The sequence below is a fragment of the Acinetobacter sp. YH12105 genome, from assembly GCF_013419095.1.
GTDB lineage: Bacteria > Pseudomonadota > Gammaproteobacteria > Pseudomonadales > Moraxellaceae > Acinetobacter > Acinetobacter pseudolwoffii.
Map to the genome: position 1 here is coordinate 21,876 of NZ_VPAU01000012.1, position 17,149 is coordinate 39,024.

Here is a 17,149-nt window from a genome sequence, read left to right on the forward strand (position 1 = left end):
CTGAATTTTTAAAATTTAAAAACTTATTTTTTCTCTAAAATCCGTGCCGGATTACCAACGACCGTAACCCCGGGTGGCACACTTTTGGTGACGACAGCGCCCATGCCCACCACTGCTCCCTTGCCAATCACTAAAGGTTGATCTGGTGTGCCCTGTTTGATTACGGCACCCGTACCAATATAGGCATGGTCTTCAATATGAATATTGCCATTACATTTCACGCCGGGAGCAAAGGTAACGTAATCTCCAATCACACAGTCATGCTCAACATAACTGTATAAATTGGCATGAAAACATTTGCCAATCTTGATATTAGAAGTGAGCGTTACAAATGGGCTTAAAGCAGCACCTGGAGCAATTTCTATTGCATCCATGCGCACGACATTATCTGCCTGAACCGTCCATAGCTCAATTGCATCTTGTTGAAGTTTTTTAGCTATTTTTTCACGGATCTGACTATTGGCAATCGCAATGAGAACTGACTTTCTATCAGCCTTTAGATTTTTAAATGCTGCATAATTTAACGCTCTATGCCCATTAACCGTCATTTCTTCGATCAGACTGTCATCAATAAAATAGATTTTGGCATTTATATTCTTACGCTGTAATTGCTGGCGAGCCACAGGCATCAAGCTTCGGCCACAACCTGAAGCACCATACACGGCATAGATTTCAGTCATGGATATTGTCCGTTTTTGTACCAGTAAATTTGGTCATGGTCGCTTCTCCCATGGCACTGATATCATCTTTTGCTAAAACTTTATGTACTGTTTTAAACATGATTTTGAAGTCGAGCCAAATCGACTGATTTTCGACGTACCAGGTATCTAGCTTGAATTTTTCTTCCCATCCAATGGCATTACGACCGTTGACCTGTGCGTGACCTGTCATGCCCGGTCTAACATTATGGCGTTTGGCCTGTTCAGGGCTGTAAAGTGGCAGGTATTCCATCAGCAGGGGGCGTGGGCCGACAATACTCATATCGCCTTTAATCACGTTCCAGAGTTCCGGCATTTCATCCAGACTGGTGGAACGTAGCATTTGACCAAAAGGCGTTAGACGTTCACTGTCCGGCAATGGGTTACTCTGCTCGTCTACAGCATCTTTCATTGTGCGGAACTTGATCATTTCAAAGGGCTTGCCATGTAAACCGGGACGCACCTGGCGAAACAAGACTGGCGAACCCAGATTTTTTTTCACTTTGTAAGCAACAAATGCATAAAGTGGTGAAAGCAGGATCAGAGCAATGAAAGCAATCACAATATCTAAAAGGCGCTTTAAAAACATCTAGCTCACCATAATTTTATTATAGAATTCAAAAACATCTTTAGCCGTTTTTCGTACATCTAAGCTTTGCTTTAATTGTCTTTCACCTTCTTGTGCCATTTCATGCGCATATTCAGGATTAGATAACGCATCCAAAATAGCAATTGCTAAAGCTTCTGGATCCTGTTTAGGTACTAACCAACCAGTTTCATTAGGTTTAACAATATCAGGAAATCCACCAATATTTGTTGCGATAGTTGGTATTGCCATTAAAAGTGACTCTGCAGCACCACCTAAATTTTCAGAATGTGAAGGGTGTACAACTACATCAAAATCTGGATATAAATCCGGTACATCTTTACGAGTACCTAGAAATAAAATTCGATCTCCTAATTTTTCTTTACCATATGCAACAATACTTTGAAAATATTGGTCAGCACCTACCCAAGGCCCTCCTACAATCACACATTTAATATGTGGATTTTTCTGTACAACAATTTCTATTGCATCAATCAAGTCCTCATGCCCCTTTAACCCTCGTGACTGTCCAAGCCATTTTTTAGGCGCATATGCATAAGCAACCATACCCACAATTTTAATATTTTTAGAAATATTAAACTCATCTCTTAATATACCTTTATCTTTTTTATGATAAGTAGAGGTATCTGTACCATAAAAAGTTGTCATTAATCGACTTTTTGAAACACCCGAAGCTAAATAAATTTTTTCTGACAAATAACATGTAGGAATCCAATAATCATATTTATCAGCTAATTTCAGATCTATAGCACGAGTAAACGTCGTTTCAAGATGCAGAGGACCTGGTACCTGAAAGACTCTTTTTATGCTTAGACCTTTCATTGCTATACGCATAAATATGGTGTTACCTACAAAGTGCGAATGGACAATATCTGGGTTAATCTGGTGTAATAACTTTCTAAATTTTTTCACATTTTCCAGAAAGAGAATAGGCTGCTTAATTAGCAATGCAAAATCTATATTTAAAATATGGATTTTAGCTCCTGTCTCTAAATAACAATTAGTCAAACCATTATTATCTGGCAATACAACATGTATTTCACACCCCAGACTAATGAGTTGCTGTACTTGCTTCAGAGCCCATGAAGCACCTGATGTAGTTTTAATTAAATGAAGAATACGAATATTTTCTTTCATAAAAATAATAATTCCCTTAAAGCCTATAAACTCATTACTGTGTCAAAAAAAATTTTCCTTTTTTGATCTAAAATAGTCTTTTTAAAATTATGTGAATTAATTAAATTACTACTTGACTGTCTATTATAAAATTCCGAATCACTCAATATTTGGTAAATTTTTTCAGCCAAAAGCTTTGCATTATTGGGTTCAACTAATACTTCAGATGGTAGAAGCTCAGGAATACCTCCCACATTTGTAGCAATGATAGGCAGACCCTTTGCCATTGCTTCAACAATAACTCTCGGCAAGCCTTCAGTCTTCGAAGCTAGCACAAACAAATCTGAACTATCTATTTGCCACATAACCTCTTCACGGGAAACATTGCCTTTAAAATCAACATAATCAAAAACATCTAACTCTTTTGCAAGGTTAATCATTTTCTCTTTATATATACCTTCACCCAACCAAGTTAGATTAATTTCAATATCATTATATTGTGAATTAATAATATGTATTGCCTTTAAAAGAACATCTGGTGACTTATACATTTGTGCTAAAGAACCAACACTAATAATTTGATACTTTTTCTTAAAAGAATAATTCTTATGTTTTATTGTAATAATATTATCTTCAATACGGACATCAGAGACTCCAAAACTTAAAACCCCTACAGAGGCAGGATATTTTTTTTGTAATACTGATTGAGTTACATAAAGTACACTCTTAGCATTTTCGACAACATACTTAAGTTGATATATTGCCATAAATCTTAATAATGGTCGTAAATTATGCGTAAAATTTCCTCGAGCAAAAACCTCTGCAGGATCACCCACTACTTCAACACTATAATTTATCTTAAACTTATTTAAAATTTTAGCTACATTGAATCCAATTGAACCTGGGACTCTTAAAATAAATGAATAATCTTTCAATAAATACAATTCTTTTTTTAAAACCCTATTTAGTAGAAAGATATTTTTTAAAAAATCAAAAAGTCCGATAAAGTATGGAAGCTTTATAAATTTTACTCTAGCGTTTTTATTAACAATAAGTGTATCTATATAATCACGATTAACATTTTTAATACGTGCAAAAACAACTAATTCATCAAAATACTCCAAATATCTATCCCACAAAGTAGCATCAAAGTCCCTATCAAAATAAATGATATTATTAGAATCACAAAAAAAACGTGCTTCTGTAATAAATACAAGTTTTTTATTGCTCATTATTTACTCTTTATTTACCAGACAATTTATTTTTAAATTGAGAAAAAAGTCTATCCGCATCAAAATTCTGAATTGCCCACTCAGATAAATTTAAATTTTCTCTTAACTCTTGAGACTCCTTAATCTCTTGAATTTTTTTTACTGCCAATTCAACATTTAAAGGGTCAATTAATTGACTTTGATAGTCTAAAGGGATTATATCACTTATTGGTTTAATATTAGAAGCAACAAATGGAAGACCTCGAACTAAAGCCTCTATTAATGCATTCGGCTGACCTTCTGTGATTGAAGGAAAGTAAAAGCAATTTGCTGTGTTTAATACTTTAATTACATCCTTAGTATATCCAAGCAATTTTATCCTACCGTTTAGACTCTGATCTTTATCTATAATATTTTGAAACTGCTTATCTACATTTTTACCACATAAAATTATTATATAATCTTTATCCAATTCAATTAATTTCTTTGCCACTTTCATAATAGTAATATGATTTTTCGCCTCATCATAACGACCAATATGAGCAACAACAAATTGCTCTTTAGAAATATTCAACTCCACTCTAAGATTATTTTTATTATTTAAAAAATCACTTGCATTAATACCATTGTATACCACATCTAATCTACTATCATTTAAATTTAGGTTGCCAAAAAAATACTCAATGGCTAAATTTGAATTAGCCAAAATAGCTGTAGCATTTTTAAAAACCAAATGATTCATAGCCAAGTTAAATATATTCTTAATTCTCCCCCCATGAAAATGATCTGTAGAACCCCTATAAAATGCTACACGATGCTCCACACCAGCTAATTTTGCTAATAAAAGAGGTATTCCTGCAAAATTACCCGTAAAATCACATATACTATGAGGTTTATTTTTCAACAAAAATTGATAGAGTTTATAAAATAAAAATATGTTTATATAAGTTAAATTCCCATCATAAAATTGAATATTTTTAATTTGACTATATTTCTCGTACAACTCACCATGAACACCATTTTTACAAATTATTATAGGAATAAAATGACCTTCATAATGTTTTAAAAATCTAAATAAATAATTTTCAATGCCTCCAGAATTTAAGGAGGTAACTAAAAAAACAATTTTTTCCATTTACTTAATCAACCTTTTATTCAACCATTCATTCAATAGCATTAAAATCCAGATCCATACAATTAGTCTTATAGGTGGAAGAAGAGAAGATCTGGCTAAATATATACTTGATGAAAAAATAACTACAGAAATTATCAATAGTATTAGATATTTATTATCTTTAAGCTGCATATGTTGTTCACAGTAGCGGATCAACCAACCAAAGAAACCCATACCAAAGATCACACCTAATACACCATAAGATAAGTAAAAATCTGCAATCATTGAGGTACCATGTCCAGTATTCCAATTATCTCCTTCAATTAACCAAGTTATATACCTATCAGAAGAAGTATATTTCTCAGAAGAGTCATTAAATATTAGCGGTGAAATATAGGATGAAAAAGGAATAATTCCTAAAATTGCTTGAAAATGAAATCTAGAATACAAATAATCATACTGTGTAGGAACATACTCTACACTATAATGCAACGTTTTAATTGAATCACCAAGCTCTGCTGTAAAAGGTAGTATAGAGTTCGATTGATGTTTATTACTTTCCCCAGTTAATGCTTTAGAAATATTAGAAGTAAAACTTGTATTTTCAAGTGTATTAAAAGAGCGTGCTACGCCTAATAAAGTAATAAAAAATGCAGCACTACATATCATCAATATACTAAAAAAACGACTTATTTTTTTTCCTGTAACATTTATATATCCAATAAGCAAAAGTAACGACAAAGTAATAAAATCTCCTCTATCCCCACTTAACAGCACAATAGATATATAAATAAAATATAAGCCAATATTAAAATAACCAATAGATTTAATATAATCAAATAAATTATTTAACAATAAATTAGAATTAGAAATATTTATTATTTTTTGAATTATTAAGGCAAAATAACTAGCTTTAAACAAAAGTGAAAAATAAATTGCATTACTACCCATATCATAAATACCATACCCCCCCATTACATATAAAGGATTAACAGTGAATAGGAAAAAAAATAAAAAAATAACACTTAGAAATGTCAAAATTTGTGTGCTAGTTGATTGAAAATAATTTCTACTCGTAATATTTAATTTATTACTTTTTAAAATATAACCAATAAAAAAAGAAACCAATCCCAAAAATGCTATTATTAAACTTTTCGCTGCTGAATCTTCAGAAACCAGCATTAACAACTCATTCTTATCAATATATCCTAAATAATAATCTATATACTTTTGAAAACTTACCACAAAGAATCCCAAAAGCACTAAAACAGAGTGTTTAAAATAATTTTTTTTCAGAATTTCATTTCTTTCTACTCTTAAGAAAAATATAAATAACAATATAAATGCCATTGATATAAAAAACAAAATAAAGGTATTACTTAAACTATATTCAAAAAAAATATAAAAAAATAACACCAAAGTTAATATGGTTATATTAACTAAAAAAATTAGACTATTAACATTATTAGACATATCATTATATCCACTTAGCTTAAAGATGAGATTGTTTTAAAATCCTCACATAAAAGCTCTACCATCCACCCTTGTGGATTAAATTCTCCCTCATACCAATTTAAGTTATTATCCCAGTACCCAGGACAAGTATCATAAGCTTTCATTGAAAACCCATAGCTTATTTCAACTATTAGCGGCACACCTTGATCATTATATATAAAATCATATGCAATACATTCAAATCCAGCTTTTTCATTAATTTCAAAAGCTAGTTTTACACAATTTATATCAATTTCTAAAGGATTATATATAATACTTCCACTTCCTGAAGCCCTAAAATCATTCTCGCGCACTAACCTTTTAATTGCAAAAGCCTTACTGCCAATAACTATTACTCTAATATCGCATTCATTATTTGGCATAAATTCTTGGAAATATATATAACCTTTTTCATTCGGTTGTTTCTTAGAGAAATCTGTATTTATAAGTGAACGAGCAATACTCTTTAAAAAAATTTTAAAATTATATTGTCCATTTTTATATTTTTTATAGCTATCTTTTAAATTATTTATACGGTCAAATTGAGAGAACCCTTTCCCAAAAGATTTTTTAATTAACTTAATACATTCATTATGATTTTTTACCAATTTTACATTAGCTGCTCCAGCTCCACCTTTAAGTTTAAATACTTTAGGATATGAAGTTTCTTTAGCCCAGTTTAAAGCTTGATTTTTATCATAAAATACATAACTTGGCACCAAAGGAGCATTGATTGCCTCTAATAAATATTTTTGTGCAACTTTATCATCAAAATGCCATCCTGTTTTAAAATTTGGGAAAACTTTAATACCAGCATGTTCTAAGGCAAAGAGTATTCTTTTAGCAGCAATTACATCTTTAAATTCAGCATGATGATGATGCCACATAAATATATTGCAATCTTCAAGTTGTTTAATGATATTACTATCAAAAGCATCTACTATTTTAAATTCAATATTTTCTTTTTTACAATATTGAATCCAACGTTCTGAAAAACTATTAGAGCTTTGGTGAATTGCTAACTTCATACTAATTTTTTACCTAAATAATTCAAAATTATGTTTAACAAGAATTTTTACTAACTCTATAAGATCTAAGGTCTTTATATCTGACTTAATACGATTAATTAGTAATTTTTTCAGATACAATCTCTCACTTCCTTTTTTATCCTTTAAATCAATAAGAGATAGCAAGGATTTATTATAATTAGACTTTGATTTAGTCAACGAATTAGTATCTTCAAGATTGTATATTGCAGTTACCTTTTGGGACTTAATAATATTATATTTTTTTGACAACCGCATCCATACATCTAAATCCTCTCCTCGATTTATAGCCATATTAAAATATCCAATTTTTTCAAAGCAAGATTTATTAATTACTACAATACTTGTCCATATTAATTGCTCTCTTATTGCCTCTTTAAAATAATCTTCAATCTTAAAAATACAATCTTTTCGTTCATTCTTATACATTAATCTTTCATCAGAATATTTAAATGAAGTAACATATACATTTTCATCTTGGTATAATTTCATCATATTTATAATTTCCTCAAGATGATTGCTTTCCCAGAAGTCATCGCCATCTAAAAAAGCAACCCAATCATATTTTGCTTCTTTTATACCTCGATTTCTTGCAGCAGAAACACCCTGATTTTCTTGATGAATCAATCGAATTCTTTTATCATTAATAGCATTTACAACATTAACACTACTATCAGTAGACCCATCATTAATTATCACTATTTCAAAAATTTGATAAGTTTGATTCAACACAGATAATATAGTGTTATTAATACTTAACTCTTTATTATATAAAGGGATTACTATAGAAAACATATCAAAGTTTTACCTCTGTAAAGTTTAACTTAGCCTTATTTGTCATTTCTTTAATCCGAGAAGGATATATATAGTCTTCGTTTTTATTTAAAATTTTAGAAATAATATTCGCCTTTTCTAAAACATTGAATTCATTATTATATAGTCTATAATTTTCACAATAGCCTATATCATCAAGAAAATCAGAACATTTTCTATGATACTCATTTAATATAAATGGTGTATTTGAAAAACAAGCAAAAATTGCAGCATGTAATCGTGTAGAGATTACAAAATCACATTTTGAAATCTCATCCCAAATGTAATTTGTTTTGTTACTATATGGTATTATTTCATAACTTTTGGGTTGAACCTTGGCTATTATTTCTTTTGTTAAATTTAAATCACCAACTTTACTATTACCATTTATAATAAAAAATTTAAAATGAATATTTTCTTTTTGATCTAGTAATTTTAGAAGGTCTACAGTTTTTTTATTTCTTTGTTTTTCTCTTTCAGTATTATCACCTACTATACTTTCTACAGGACAAACACTCACCCCTACAGTTTTTATATTATCTAGATATTTGTTTTTTTCCTCTACACCATAAATTTCTGGTAGCAATGCAGCCAAATCAAAAGCATGTATGGGATTAAATGGTAAACTTAAATTTTTGACAAAATCATATGATTTTTTATCTCTTACAGCTAAGAAATCAATATTTTTCAAATACTCAATAACAGCATGTTCATCTTTTATACTTTTGAATGGACCAATTGATACACCTATTGCTCCCACTTTTATTGAAGACCCATTTCTTTTTTCATTTAACGCTAATTGCTTAATATTGTTTTCATTCAAAATACTATGTATAGTTGACCCCCCTGCAGATATTAAATAATCTGTTTGAGAAATTAAAATTCTATTTTGAATATCATAAGTTCTAGGTAGTCTAAATGGATAACCTTTAACGACATCTAATTCTGGCAATTTGTTTTTTATTGCTAAAAACCTATTACTAGTTTTATTCCAATATTTTCTTGCACCCCAGTCAGATACAACAACAAATGCATCATCTCCGACATTTAACTGTCCATAATATCCTGTAAATAGTATTTCAGACTCAAAAAAATTTTTAAACATTCAAATTTCCTTTACTAAAAATCCCTAAAATCATTTTCAACCCTTTCGAATATTCTTCATTATACTTATTAATCCTCTATCAACAATGCTTAAAATAAAATAATATATAATAAAAAACACTGATATATAAAAAAATATACTTAATAAATCATAATAAATAAAATAACTCATCTTACTTTTAATGAAACTTAGTAAAATAAATATAAGTCCACCTATCATATACAGATTAAATGTATCCTTAATCTGCTCAATCATTGAATACGAAATCAAATTTCCACTAAAATACATATTGATAATAAATGAAACATATGAAAAAATTGTCAATGAAACGACTAATCCTATTATTTGAAAATTAAAACCAATTATAAGCAATACTACTCCTATAATTTTTTTAAGAACTTCAAGCCTTAAGAAAATATCACTCCTACCTTTTACTTTTAAGATATTTAAATTATATGCACTTAAAGGTCTAACAATAGAAGCTAGTGCTAAAATTTGAAAATATGGTACTGCTGGCAGCCACTTTTCACCAAACAAAAATCTAAATCCTTCTTCTGCTATTAAAATTAATGCCAACATTAAAGGAACAACTAAAGCTAGAACTAGCTTCATAGTAATTTTATAAGCTGCTTTCAATGCTTCATCATCATTCATTTTAGCAAAAAGAGGATAGGTTACCTTGCCAACAACTGCACTTACTTGCTGAACAGGAAAAAGACGTAAAGTTTCTGCTTGATGAAAGAAACCTACAGCGGCTGGTGAATAAAACTTTCCTATGACTATTCGATAAGCATCGCTAAAAATAACATCAATTAGATTTGCTATAGTTAATTTGTAGCCAAAGTTAAAATGATATTTAAATCTTTCAAAATTAAAAATTAATGATGGTCTCCAGCTCATAAATAATAAAGTTTGCACTGTAAAACTTATTGCTTGCACTAGATTTAACCATACTAAGCTCCATACCCCATAATCCTTATATGCCATAGTTATACCAACTATACCTGCAAAGATTGTTGATGGAATTTGTAACTTCATTTGAAGCTTAAAATCCATCTCTTTAGTGAGTTTAGCCATATGTACTGCAACTAAAGCACGAATCACAAAAGTAAGAGAAAGTATTCTAATAATATTAGTTAGAATTTCTTGATTATAAAATTGTGCTATATATGGTGCCACTATAAAGATAGCCCCATATACAATTAAACTCATAATTATATTAGTTATAAAAACAGTAGAGTAATCTAATTGGTCTGGATTTTTAGTTCGAATAAGAGAACTAGTCATCCCCCCATCCATAAGTGCCTGCCCTATAGATATAAAAATAACAACCATAGCAATAAGTCCAAAAAATTCTGGCGCCAATAGTCGCGCTAGTATAATTTGAACCGCAAAGTTAATAATTTGTACACTAAATTGCTGTACGAATGTCCACTTAACCCCTACTACGGCTTGTTTTTTTAAACTCATCTATTTGTAATCACTTTAAAGAATTTATATACCAAGATATTACTTTCTTAATACCTTCTGAAATTACGAACTTTGGTTCATAGCCCAGTAAATTCTTAATTTTTTCTATACTTGCTTGAGAATGACGTACATCACCAGCACGGAAATCACGATATGCAGGCTCTTTCGTATAAATCACACCATTTTCATTTAATGCAGCTTTAATGGCATTAAATAAATCATTGAGTGTAGTACGATCTCCAACTGCCACATTATAAACCTGATTTTTAGCTTCATCATTTTTCGTAGTAGCTGCTAAAATATTGGCCTGAACCGTGTTTTCAATAAAACAGAAATCACGACTGGTTTCACCATCACCATTAATGAACACATCATCACCAGCAATCATGGCTGCTGTCCATTTTGGAATGACTGCAGCATAGGCTCCATTCGGGTCCTGACGTTTGCCAAAGACATTAAAGTAACGCAAACCAATGGTTTTAAAGCCATACGTCCGGGCAAATACTTCCGCATACAGCTCATTTACATATTTGGTGACTGCATAAGGTGAAAGTGGCTTGCCGATATTTTCTTCCACTTTAGGCAGTGCGGGATGGTCGCCATAAGTCGAGCTGCTGGCGGCATAGGTAAAGCTTTTCACTTCTGCATCACGTGCAGCGGTCAGCATATTTAAAAAGCCGGTAATATTGGCTGCATTGGTGGTAATCGGGTCGGCAATCGAACGGGGCACAGAACCTAAAGCTGCTTCATGCAAGACATAGTCCACTCCTGCACATGCTATCTGGCAATCTGCAAAATTACGGATATCACCTTCATAAAACTTGAAGTTCGCCCACTGTTCAGGCTTGACCAGACCTTGCACTTCATCCAGATTATGCTGATGACCTGTAGCAAAATTGTCCAGACCGACCACATTTTGGTTCAGCTTTAACAAGGTTTCCAGTAAATTTGAGCCAATAAAGCCTGCTACACCTGTAATTAACCAGGTTTTTGGTGCTTGTTGTAATTGCTCGCATACAGTTTGATATTGGCTCATGTTTAGGGTCCCTATAAATTACAGACGAAGGTCAGATTCAGATTGATCCAGTACATATTTTAAGTCATATAAAATATGTGCCGACTTACCCAAGGCACGTAATGCATCTACACCCATCGCTTTAAACTGATCATGTGCAACCGCCAAAATCACCGCGTCATACTGACCCTGCTCCAGGTTTGCAACTGGAGTAATCCCGTATTCATGTTGAGCTTCGCCTGCATCCACCCATGGATCATACACATCGGCAACAATATTGTATTCAGTCAATTCATTCACGATATCAATAATTTTGGTATTACGAATATCCGGGCAGTTTTCTTTAAAACTTAAGCCTAAAACCAGAACCTTGGCACCTTCGACCTGAATTTTTTTCTTGATCATGGCCTTGACCAGCTGGGTTACTACATAAGCACCCATGCCATCATTTAAACGGCGACCTGCCAGGATAATTTCAGGGTGATAACCAATCGACTGCGCCTTATGCGTTAAATAGTAGGGATCGACACCAATACAATGTCCACCCACTAAACCTGGACGGAATGGCAGGAAGTTCCATTTGGTACCAGCAGCCTGCAAAACTGCTTCGGTATCAATTCCCATTTTATTAAAGATCACCGCCAGTTCATTAATCAGAGCAATGTTGACATCACGCTGTGTGTTTTCAATCACTTTTGCCGCTTCAGCCACTTTAATACTGGTGGCTTTATGCGTACCTGCCTCAATCACTAGGTTATACACCTGATCTACAAATTCAGCGACTTCAGGGGTAGAACCTGAGGTGATTTTCAGAATATTGGTGACACGGTGCAGCTTATCACCCGGGTTAATTCGCTCCGGACTATAACCGGCAAAAAAGTCCTGATTAAACTTCAGGCCTGATACCTGTTCCAGAACTGGAATACAGGTTTCTTCAGTCGCACCTGGATATACAGTAGATTCATAAACCACCACATCGCCTTTTTTAAGTACCTGGCCAATGCTGGTCGAAGCCTTAACAAGCGGGGTTAAATCTGGCTGTTTAAATTCATCAATCGGCGTAGGCACAGTCACAATAAAAAAGTTGCAGCTTTTTAAATCTTCTAAATTTGCTGAATAACTCAGCTGATTTGCCTGTTTGAGTTCTTCTGGAGAAACTTCTAAGGTATGGTCTTGGCCACTTTTAAGCTCATCAATTCTTTTCTGATAGATATCAAAACCAATTACAGGTACTTTTTTCCCAAATTCAACCGCAAGTGGTAAGCCTACATAACCTAACCCAATGACCGCAATTTTTAAATCTGCAATAGATAGCATTTCAAAGCCTTATTTATGTACTGTACTTATGAAGATTAAATCTTTCGGCAGGCATACTAGCAGAAAACCATGAAATTTCTATTATGATTTGTGCTCAAATCCTATTAAAAAATAGCATAGTGTATATTTTTTGTAAGAATTACTTATTTTATTTATAACTATTAAAATCATTTACATTTTTAATACCATTCAGCTTTATCATAAACCAGAAGATAGTTACAAATTGCTATGTATATAGTCAATAACTTGGGTAGAATAGCTTCAATTTTAAAATTTAAAAATAATCTTTGGGAAAACATGTGCGACACTTTCAACTAGCTGCTTTATTGGCATGTGGCATTGCTACTACAGGGTGTGCAGTCACCTCTGGTTTACAAACATATGACTTACCTAGCGAAGGCGTTTTTCAAACCGACCTCGGCACGACAGTCAATGTCATAAAACTCACTCAAGATTCTATGCTGGCTGTTCAGCCTGCTATACAGAATATTCAACAACAATATGCCCATCTGTTTAACACACAGCATCGTAACTACAGCCTGAGCCCAGGTGATATTTTGTCAATTTATTTATGGGCTTATCCTGAACTCACCTCTCCAACTAATATTAGTAGTGATCAATCCGCACAAGCGAATGGTTTCCAAATCGATTCGGAAGGCTATATTCAGTTTCCCATTATTGGCCGTTATAAGGCCGCTGGGAAATCACTGACACAAGTTAATCGTGAATTACGCAGCCAGTTATCACGTTACCTGAAAAACCCAGATGTGATTGCGCGAGTATTGTCTTATCAAGGCCAGCGTTACTCAGTACAAGGTAACGTAATGCAGGGCGGTCAATTTTACTTAAGTGACCAACCTGTGAGTGTTTATACTGCTTTAGGTATGGCAGGTGGTGTGAATGCACAACAAGGTGATAATGCCTCTATTACATTAGTACGCCAGGGACGTTCATATAGTTTAAATACCGTAGAACTGGAAAAAGCAGGGCTTTCACTGCATCACTTGTTGATCCAGCCAAATGACACGTTATATGTCAACAACCGTGAAAATCAAAAAATTTATGTGATGGGTGAGTCGGGTAAAAACCAATCTTTAGCATTGCGTGATCAAGGCATGAGCTTAAGTGATGTTTTAGGTGAAAGTCTCGGTCTTAATCCACTTTCTGCCAGTCGCAGTAAGGTTTATGTGGTGCGTAGTCAGCCCACTACTACTCACACTGAAGTCTACCAGATGGACTTGACCAGTATTGCTGATTTTGGTCTGGCCAATCAGTTTAAGATGCGCAGCAATGATATTGTGTATGTTGATGCCTCTGGCTTGGCGCGCTGGCAGCGTGTCGTCAACCAGATTATCCCATTCTCAAATGCTTTGTATAATTTAGACCGTTTGGGGAATTAATGAAAATCAATCATATTTTAGTGGTTTGTATTGGCAATATTTGTCGTAGCCCCATGGCAGAATACTTTTTAAAACAGCAATATCCGCATTTACAGATTGAGTCTGCGGGTATTGCGGGTGTGGTTGGACATGCAGCCGATGAAAAAGCCAGTCTATGCATGCAACGCTTTGAGATTGATATGAGTGCGCATATTGCAAAAAAACTCAATGCTGAGCTGATTAAAAAAGCTGACCTAGTTCTTGTGATGAGTCAGAACCAGCAAAAGCATATCGAACAGACCTGGCCATTTGCCAAGGGCAAAACCTTTAGACTGGGGCATTGGCAAAGTAAAAATATTGCCGACCCTTATCAGCATGATCAGACATTTTTTGATGATACCTGTCAATTAATTCAAGACTGTATTGCTGACTGGAAAAAATATATTTAATTTTTTTAATATTTTCACTTTTTGATATTTAAATTATGAGCCAAACCGCCAATACCGAAGATACCATTGACCTAAAGGAATTGTTTTTTTCCTTAATTGCGCAATGGAAACTGATTGCCTTGTGCATTATTTTAAGCTTGATTTGTGCCTTACTATACTTGAGAACCACACCAAATACATATGCAGTAGATGCCTTGGTACAAGTGGAAGATAGTAAAGGTACTTCAGCTGCACTATTGGGTGATTTATCCAGTATGATCGAGCAAAAATCTCCAGCGCAAGCCGAAATTGAGATTTTAAAATCGCGTTTGGTGCTCGGCGAAGTCATCAATCATTTAAATTTAAATATTCGCATATCTGGTACAGAAGACAGTTTCTGGAACCGGTTAATGGCCAAACATAAGTACAGCACCGAATACTCAAAAAAATCAGTATTATTTAAAGATAATCAGAATAGTTTTGATGTTCGCCAGTTTGATATTCCACAATATTTCCAGGATAAAAACTTAATTTTAAGTTTTAAAGAAGGCAAATATAGCCTGACTGATGAGACAACTGAACAGGTGGTTTTTTCTGCGCCTCTAAACCAGATCAGTCAATCCTCATCTGAATACGGCCTTTGGAAAGTAGGTGTTTTTAGTCAAGACCGTTTCGATGCCGCTTATAATATCCGAAAGCAAAGCTTGCCTGCTGCGATGCAGACTTTAACCGCCAGCTATTCCGTCGCTGAAAAAGGAAAATTGACTGGCGTATTAGGTCTCAATTATCAAGGCGAAGATACGCAGCACATTACTCAAGTCCTGAATGCCATTCTAGCTGCTTATAGCCAGCAGAATATTGAGCGCCGCTCTGCAGAAACGGCTCAAACACTCAAGTTTTTAGAAGATCAGTTACCTGAGCTAAAACAGCAACTGGATGTTGCAGAGCGCGAATTTAACCGTTTCCGTCAACAATCAAATACAGTTGATGTCACTAAAGAATCAGAATTATATCTAACCCAGAGTATTGCTTTAGAAACACAAAAGGCTCAGATAGAACAGCAAGTTGCAGAAGCTTCATCCAAATATACAAATGAACATCCCATGATGCAGCAAATGAATGCACAACTCGGTGCAATCAATAAAAAAATTGCAGAGCTAGATGGGACTTTAAAACGTTTACCTGAACTACAGCGCCAGTACTTACAATTGTTCCGTGAAGTTGAAGTTAAACAACAGCTATATACAGGTCTATTGAATTCATACCAGCAACTTCGTATTGCCAAAGCCGGTGAAATTGGCAATGTACGTATTGTCGATACTGCAGTTGAACCCATTCAACCGATTAAACCGAAGAAATTACAAATCCTGATTTTGTCGATTTTTCTGGGAGGATTCCTCGGTACATTATTAGCACTGTTACGTAATATGATGCGTTCAGGCATTAAGGATGCTGCTCAGATTGAAAATGAGCTGGATCTGCCAGTGTATGCCACCGTACCGCGTTCTTTAACTCAAGCGAGTCGTAATAATCTGCTAAATAAGAGAAAAAATATTCCTATTCTTGCAGTGAAAGACAGCGGTGATATTGCAATTGAAAGCCTGCGTAGTATGCGCACCGCAATTCACTTTGCCTTAATGAATGCCAGCAATAATGTGATTGCATTGTCAGGCCCTGCCCCTGAGATTGGGAAATCTTTTATTACTGTTAACCTTGCAACCATTTTGGCGCAAGGTGGAAAACGGGTACTCGTCATTGATGGTGATATGCGTCGTGGTTATTTGCATAAATATTTCAATGCAGAGCTAAGCCCTGGCTTAGCAGAACTGTTAAATCTTCAAAATAGCTATGAAGATATTGTCCAAAATTCTACTGTAGAAAACCTGTTCTTTGTTACTCGCGGCAAGAGTCCAGTCAATCCGTCTGAACTGTTAAGTACCGATAAATTCAAGGCTTTCCTGGATCAGGCATCTGCTCATTTTGATCATATTTTAATTGATACTCCGCCAGTACTTGCTGTGACTGATGGTATTATTATTGCGCAATATGCAGGGGTCAATTTATTGATTGCCCGTCATGGAAAAACGCAAATTAAAGAACTTGAAATTACGGTGAATCGTTTTGAACAGGCCAATGTAAAAGTTAATGGTGTGATTCTCAATGATGTACAAAAAGGTGCAGCGGGTAGCTATGGTTATAATTATGCCTATGCCTATACTGCACATAAAGATAATGACTAATCTATTCTAAACTCGACTTTCACACTCTGTCTGAGCAGGGTGTGAAATTATCCTTCCTTACATTTATTGCAAATGATTGTTGTTGAAAAAATCAAC

15 protein-coding genes are annotated in these 17,149 nt (G+C 33.7%); 3 read left to right on the top strand and 12 right to left on the bottom strand.

Annotation, left to right across the window (positions count from 1 at the left end; all coding sequences use genetic code 11):
- Window positions 1-23: 23 nt before the first annotated feature.
- From FTU44_RS09795 to tviB, 12 genes are read right to left on the bottom strand one after another with little or no spacing between them, the layout of a single operon-like run.
- Window positions 24-680 (bottom strand): NeuD/PglB/VioB family sugar acetyltransferase, encoded by a 657-nt coding sequence (locus tag FTU44_RS09795; RefSeq protein ID WP_180050423.1) that lies wholly within the window; start codon window positions 678-680, stop codon window positions 24-26.
- On the bottom strand, window positions 673-1,287 hold the full coding sequence (locus tag FTU44_RS09800; protein WP_180050427.1) for a sugar transferase: 615 nt from the start codon (window positions 1,285-1,287) through the stop codon (window positions 673-675). The genes FTU44_RS09795 and FTU44_RS09800 overlap by 8 nt, the downstream gene beginning before the upstream one ends.
- Window positions 1,288-2,442, bottom strand: a complete 1,155-nt coding sequence (locus FTU44_RS09805) for a glycosyltransferase (protein WP_218949984.1) — start codon at window positions 2,440-2,442, stop codon at window positions 1,288-1,290.
- Window positions 2,443-2,465: 23 nt separating this feature from the next.
- On the bottom strand, window positions 2,466-3,653 hold the full coding sequence (locus FTU44_RS09810) for a glycosyltransferase (RefSeq protein ID WP_180050430.1): 1,188 nt from the start codon (window positions 3,651-3,653) through the stop codon (window positions 2,466-2,468).
- 10 nt (window positions 3,654-3,663) lie between these two features.
- Window positions 3,664-4,767: a glycosyltransferase gene (locus FTU44_RS09815; protein ID WP_180050432.1), complete on the bottom strand. Its 1,104-nt coding sequence runs from the start codon at window positions 4,765-4,767 to the stop codon at window positions 3,664-3,666.
- A complete protein-coding gene (wzy, locus tag FTU44_RS09820; RefSeq protein ID WP_180050435.1) occupies window positions 4,768-6,219 on the bottom strand; it encodes an O-antigen polysaccharide polymerase Wzy in 1,452 nt (483 codons plus the stop codon). It abuts the gene before it with no gap.
- A 14-nt stretch (window positions 6,220-6,233) separates the two neighbouring features.
- Window positions 6,234-7,268 carry a RimK family alpha-L-glutamate ligase gene (locus FTU44_RS09825; RefSeq protein WP_180050438.1) on the bottom strand — a complete coding sequence of 345 codons (1,035 nt, stop codon included), beginning with the start codon at window positions 7,266-7,268 and terminating at the stop codon, window positions 6,234-6,236.
- A gap of 9 nt (window positions 7,269-7,277) precedes the next feature.
- Window positions 7,278-8,081: a glycosyltransferase family 2 protein gene (locus tag FTU44_RS09830; protein ID WP_180050441.1), complete on the bottom strand. Its 804-nt coding sequence runs from the start codon at window positions 8,079-8,081 to the stop codon at window positions 7,278-7,280.
- A 1-nt stretch (window position 8,082) separates the two neighbouring features.
- Entirely contained in the window at window positions 8,083-9,204 is a 1,122-nt protein-coding gene (locus FTU44_RS09835) for a polysaccharide pyruvyl transferase family protein (RefSeq protein WP_180050444.1), read from the bottom strand.
- A 36-nt stretch (window positions 9,205-9,240) separates the two neighbouring features.
- Window positions 9,241-10,674, bottom strand: a complete 1,434-nt coding sequence (locus FTU44_RS09840; protein ID WP_180050447.1) for a lipopolysaccharide biosynthesis protein — start codon at window positions 10,672-10,674, stop codon at window positions 9,241-9,243.
- A gap of 10 nt (window positions 10,675-10,684) precedes the next feature.
- Window positions 10,685-11,710, bottom strand: a complete 1,026-nt coding sequence (locus tag FTU44_RS09845) for an NAD-dependent epimerase/dehydratase family protein (RefSeq protein ID WP_180050450.1) — start codon at window positions 11,708-11,710, stop codon at window positions 10,685-10,687.
- Window positions 11,711-11,728: 18 nt separating this feature from the next.
- Entirely contained in the window at window positions 11,729-13,006 is a 1,278-nt protein-coding gene (gene tviB, locus FTU44_RS09850; protein ID WP_180050453.1) for a Vi polysaccharide biosynthesis UDP-N-acetylglucosamine C-6 dehydrogenase TviB, read from the bottom strand.
- 299 nt (window positions 13,007-13,305) lie between these two features.
- Here tviB and FTU44_RS09855 point away from each other — a divergent pair, with 299 nt between their 5' ends.
- Genes FTU44_RS09855 through FTU44_RS09865 form a run of 3 tightly spaced genes read left to right on the top strand, consistent with a single transcriptional unit; the run spans window position 13,306 to window position 17,053 of the window.
- Window positions 13,306-14,406 carry a polysaccharide biosynthesis/export family protein gene (locus FTU44_RS09855; RefSeq protein ID WP_180050457.1) on the top strand — a complete coding sequence of 367 codons (1,101 nt, stop codon included), beginning with the start codon at window positions 13,306-13,308 and terminating at the stop codon, window positions 14,404-14,406.
- On the top strand, window positions 14,406-14,834 hold the full coding sequence (locus tag FTU44_RS09860; RefSeq protein ID WP_005094751.1) for a low molecular weight protein-tyrosine-phosphatase: 429 nt from the start codon (window positions 14,406-14,408) through the stop codon (window positions 14,832-14,834). The genes FTU44_RS09855 and FTU44_RS09860 overlap by 1 nt, the downstream gene beginning before the upstream one ends.
- Window positions 14,835-14,869: 35 nt before the next feature.
- Window positions 14,870-17,053 (top strand): polysaccharide biosynthesis tyrosine autokinase, encoded by a 2,184-nt coding sequence (locus FTU44_RS09865; protein ID WP_180050460.1) that lies wholly within the window; start codon window positions 14,870-14,872, stop codon window positions 17,051-17,053.
- The last annotated feature ends 96 nt before the right edge of the window (window positions 17,054-17,149 follow it).

Coding starts and splice junctions, on each gene's coding strand:
- FTU44_RS09795 (WP_180050423.1), bottom strand. CDS start 680: ATGACTGAAATCTATGCCGTGTATGGTGCTTCAGGTTGTGGCCGAAGC.
- FTU44_RS09800 (WP_180050427.1), bottom strand. CDS start 1,287: ATGTTTTTAAAGCGCCTTTTAGATATTGTGATTGCTTTCATTGCTCTG.
- FTU44_RS09805 (WP_218949984.1), bottom strand. CDS start 2,442: ATGAAAGAAAATATTCGTATTCTTCATTTAATTAAAACTACATCAGGT.
- FTU44_RS09810 (WP_180050430.1), bottom strand. CDS start 3,653: ATGAGCAATAAAAAACTTGTATTTATTACAGAAGCACGTTTTTTTTGT.
- FTU44_RS09815 (WP_180050432.1), bottom strand. CDS start 4,767: ATGGAAAAAATTGTTTTTTTAGTTACCTCCTTAAATTCTGGAGGCATT.
- wzy (WP_180050435.1), bottom strand. CDS start 6,219: ATGTCTAATAATGTTAATAGTCTAATTTTTTTAGTTAATATAACCATA.
- FTU44_RS09825 (WP_180050438.1), bottom strand. CDS start 7,268: ATGAAGTTAGCAATTCACCAAAGCTCTAATAGTTTTTCAGAACGTTGG.
- FTU44_RS09830 (WP_180050441.1), bottom strand. CDS start 8,081: ATGTTTTCTATAGTAATCCCTTTATATAATAAAGAGTTAAGTATTAAT.
- FTU44_RS09835 (WP_180050444.1), bottom strand. CDS start 9,204: ATGTTTAAAAATTTTTTTGAGTCTGAAATACTATTTACAGGATATTAT.
- FTU44_RS09840 (WP_180050447.1), bottom strand. CDS start 10,674: ATGAGTTTAAAAAAACAAGCCGTAGTAGGGGTTAAGTGGACATTCGTA.
- FTU44_RS09845 (WP_180050450.1), bottom strand. CDS start 11,710: ATGAGCCAATATCAAACTGTATGCGAGCAATTACAACAAGCACCAAAA.
- tviB (WP_180050453.1), bottom strand. CDS start 13,006: ATGCTATCTATTGCAGATTTAAAAATTGCGGTCATTGGGTTAGGTTAT.
- FTU44_RS09860 (WP_005094751.1), top strand. CDS start 14,406: ATGAAAATCAATCATATTTTAGTGGTTTGTATTGGCAATATTTGTCGT.
- FTU44_RS09865 (WP_180050460.1), top strand. CDS start 14,870: ATGAGCCAAACCGCCAATACCGAAGATACCATTGACCTAAAGGAATTG.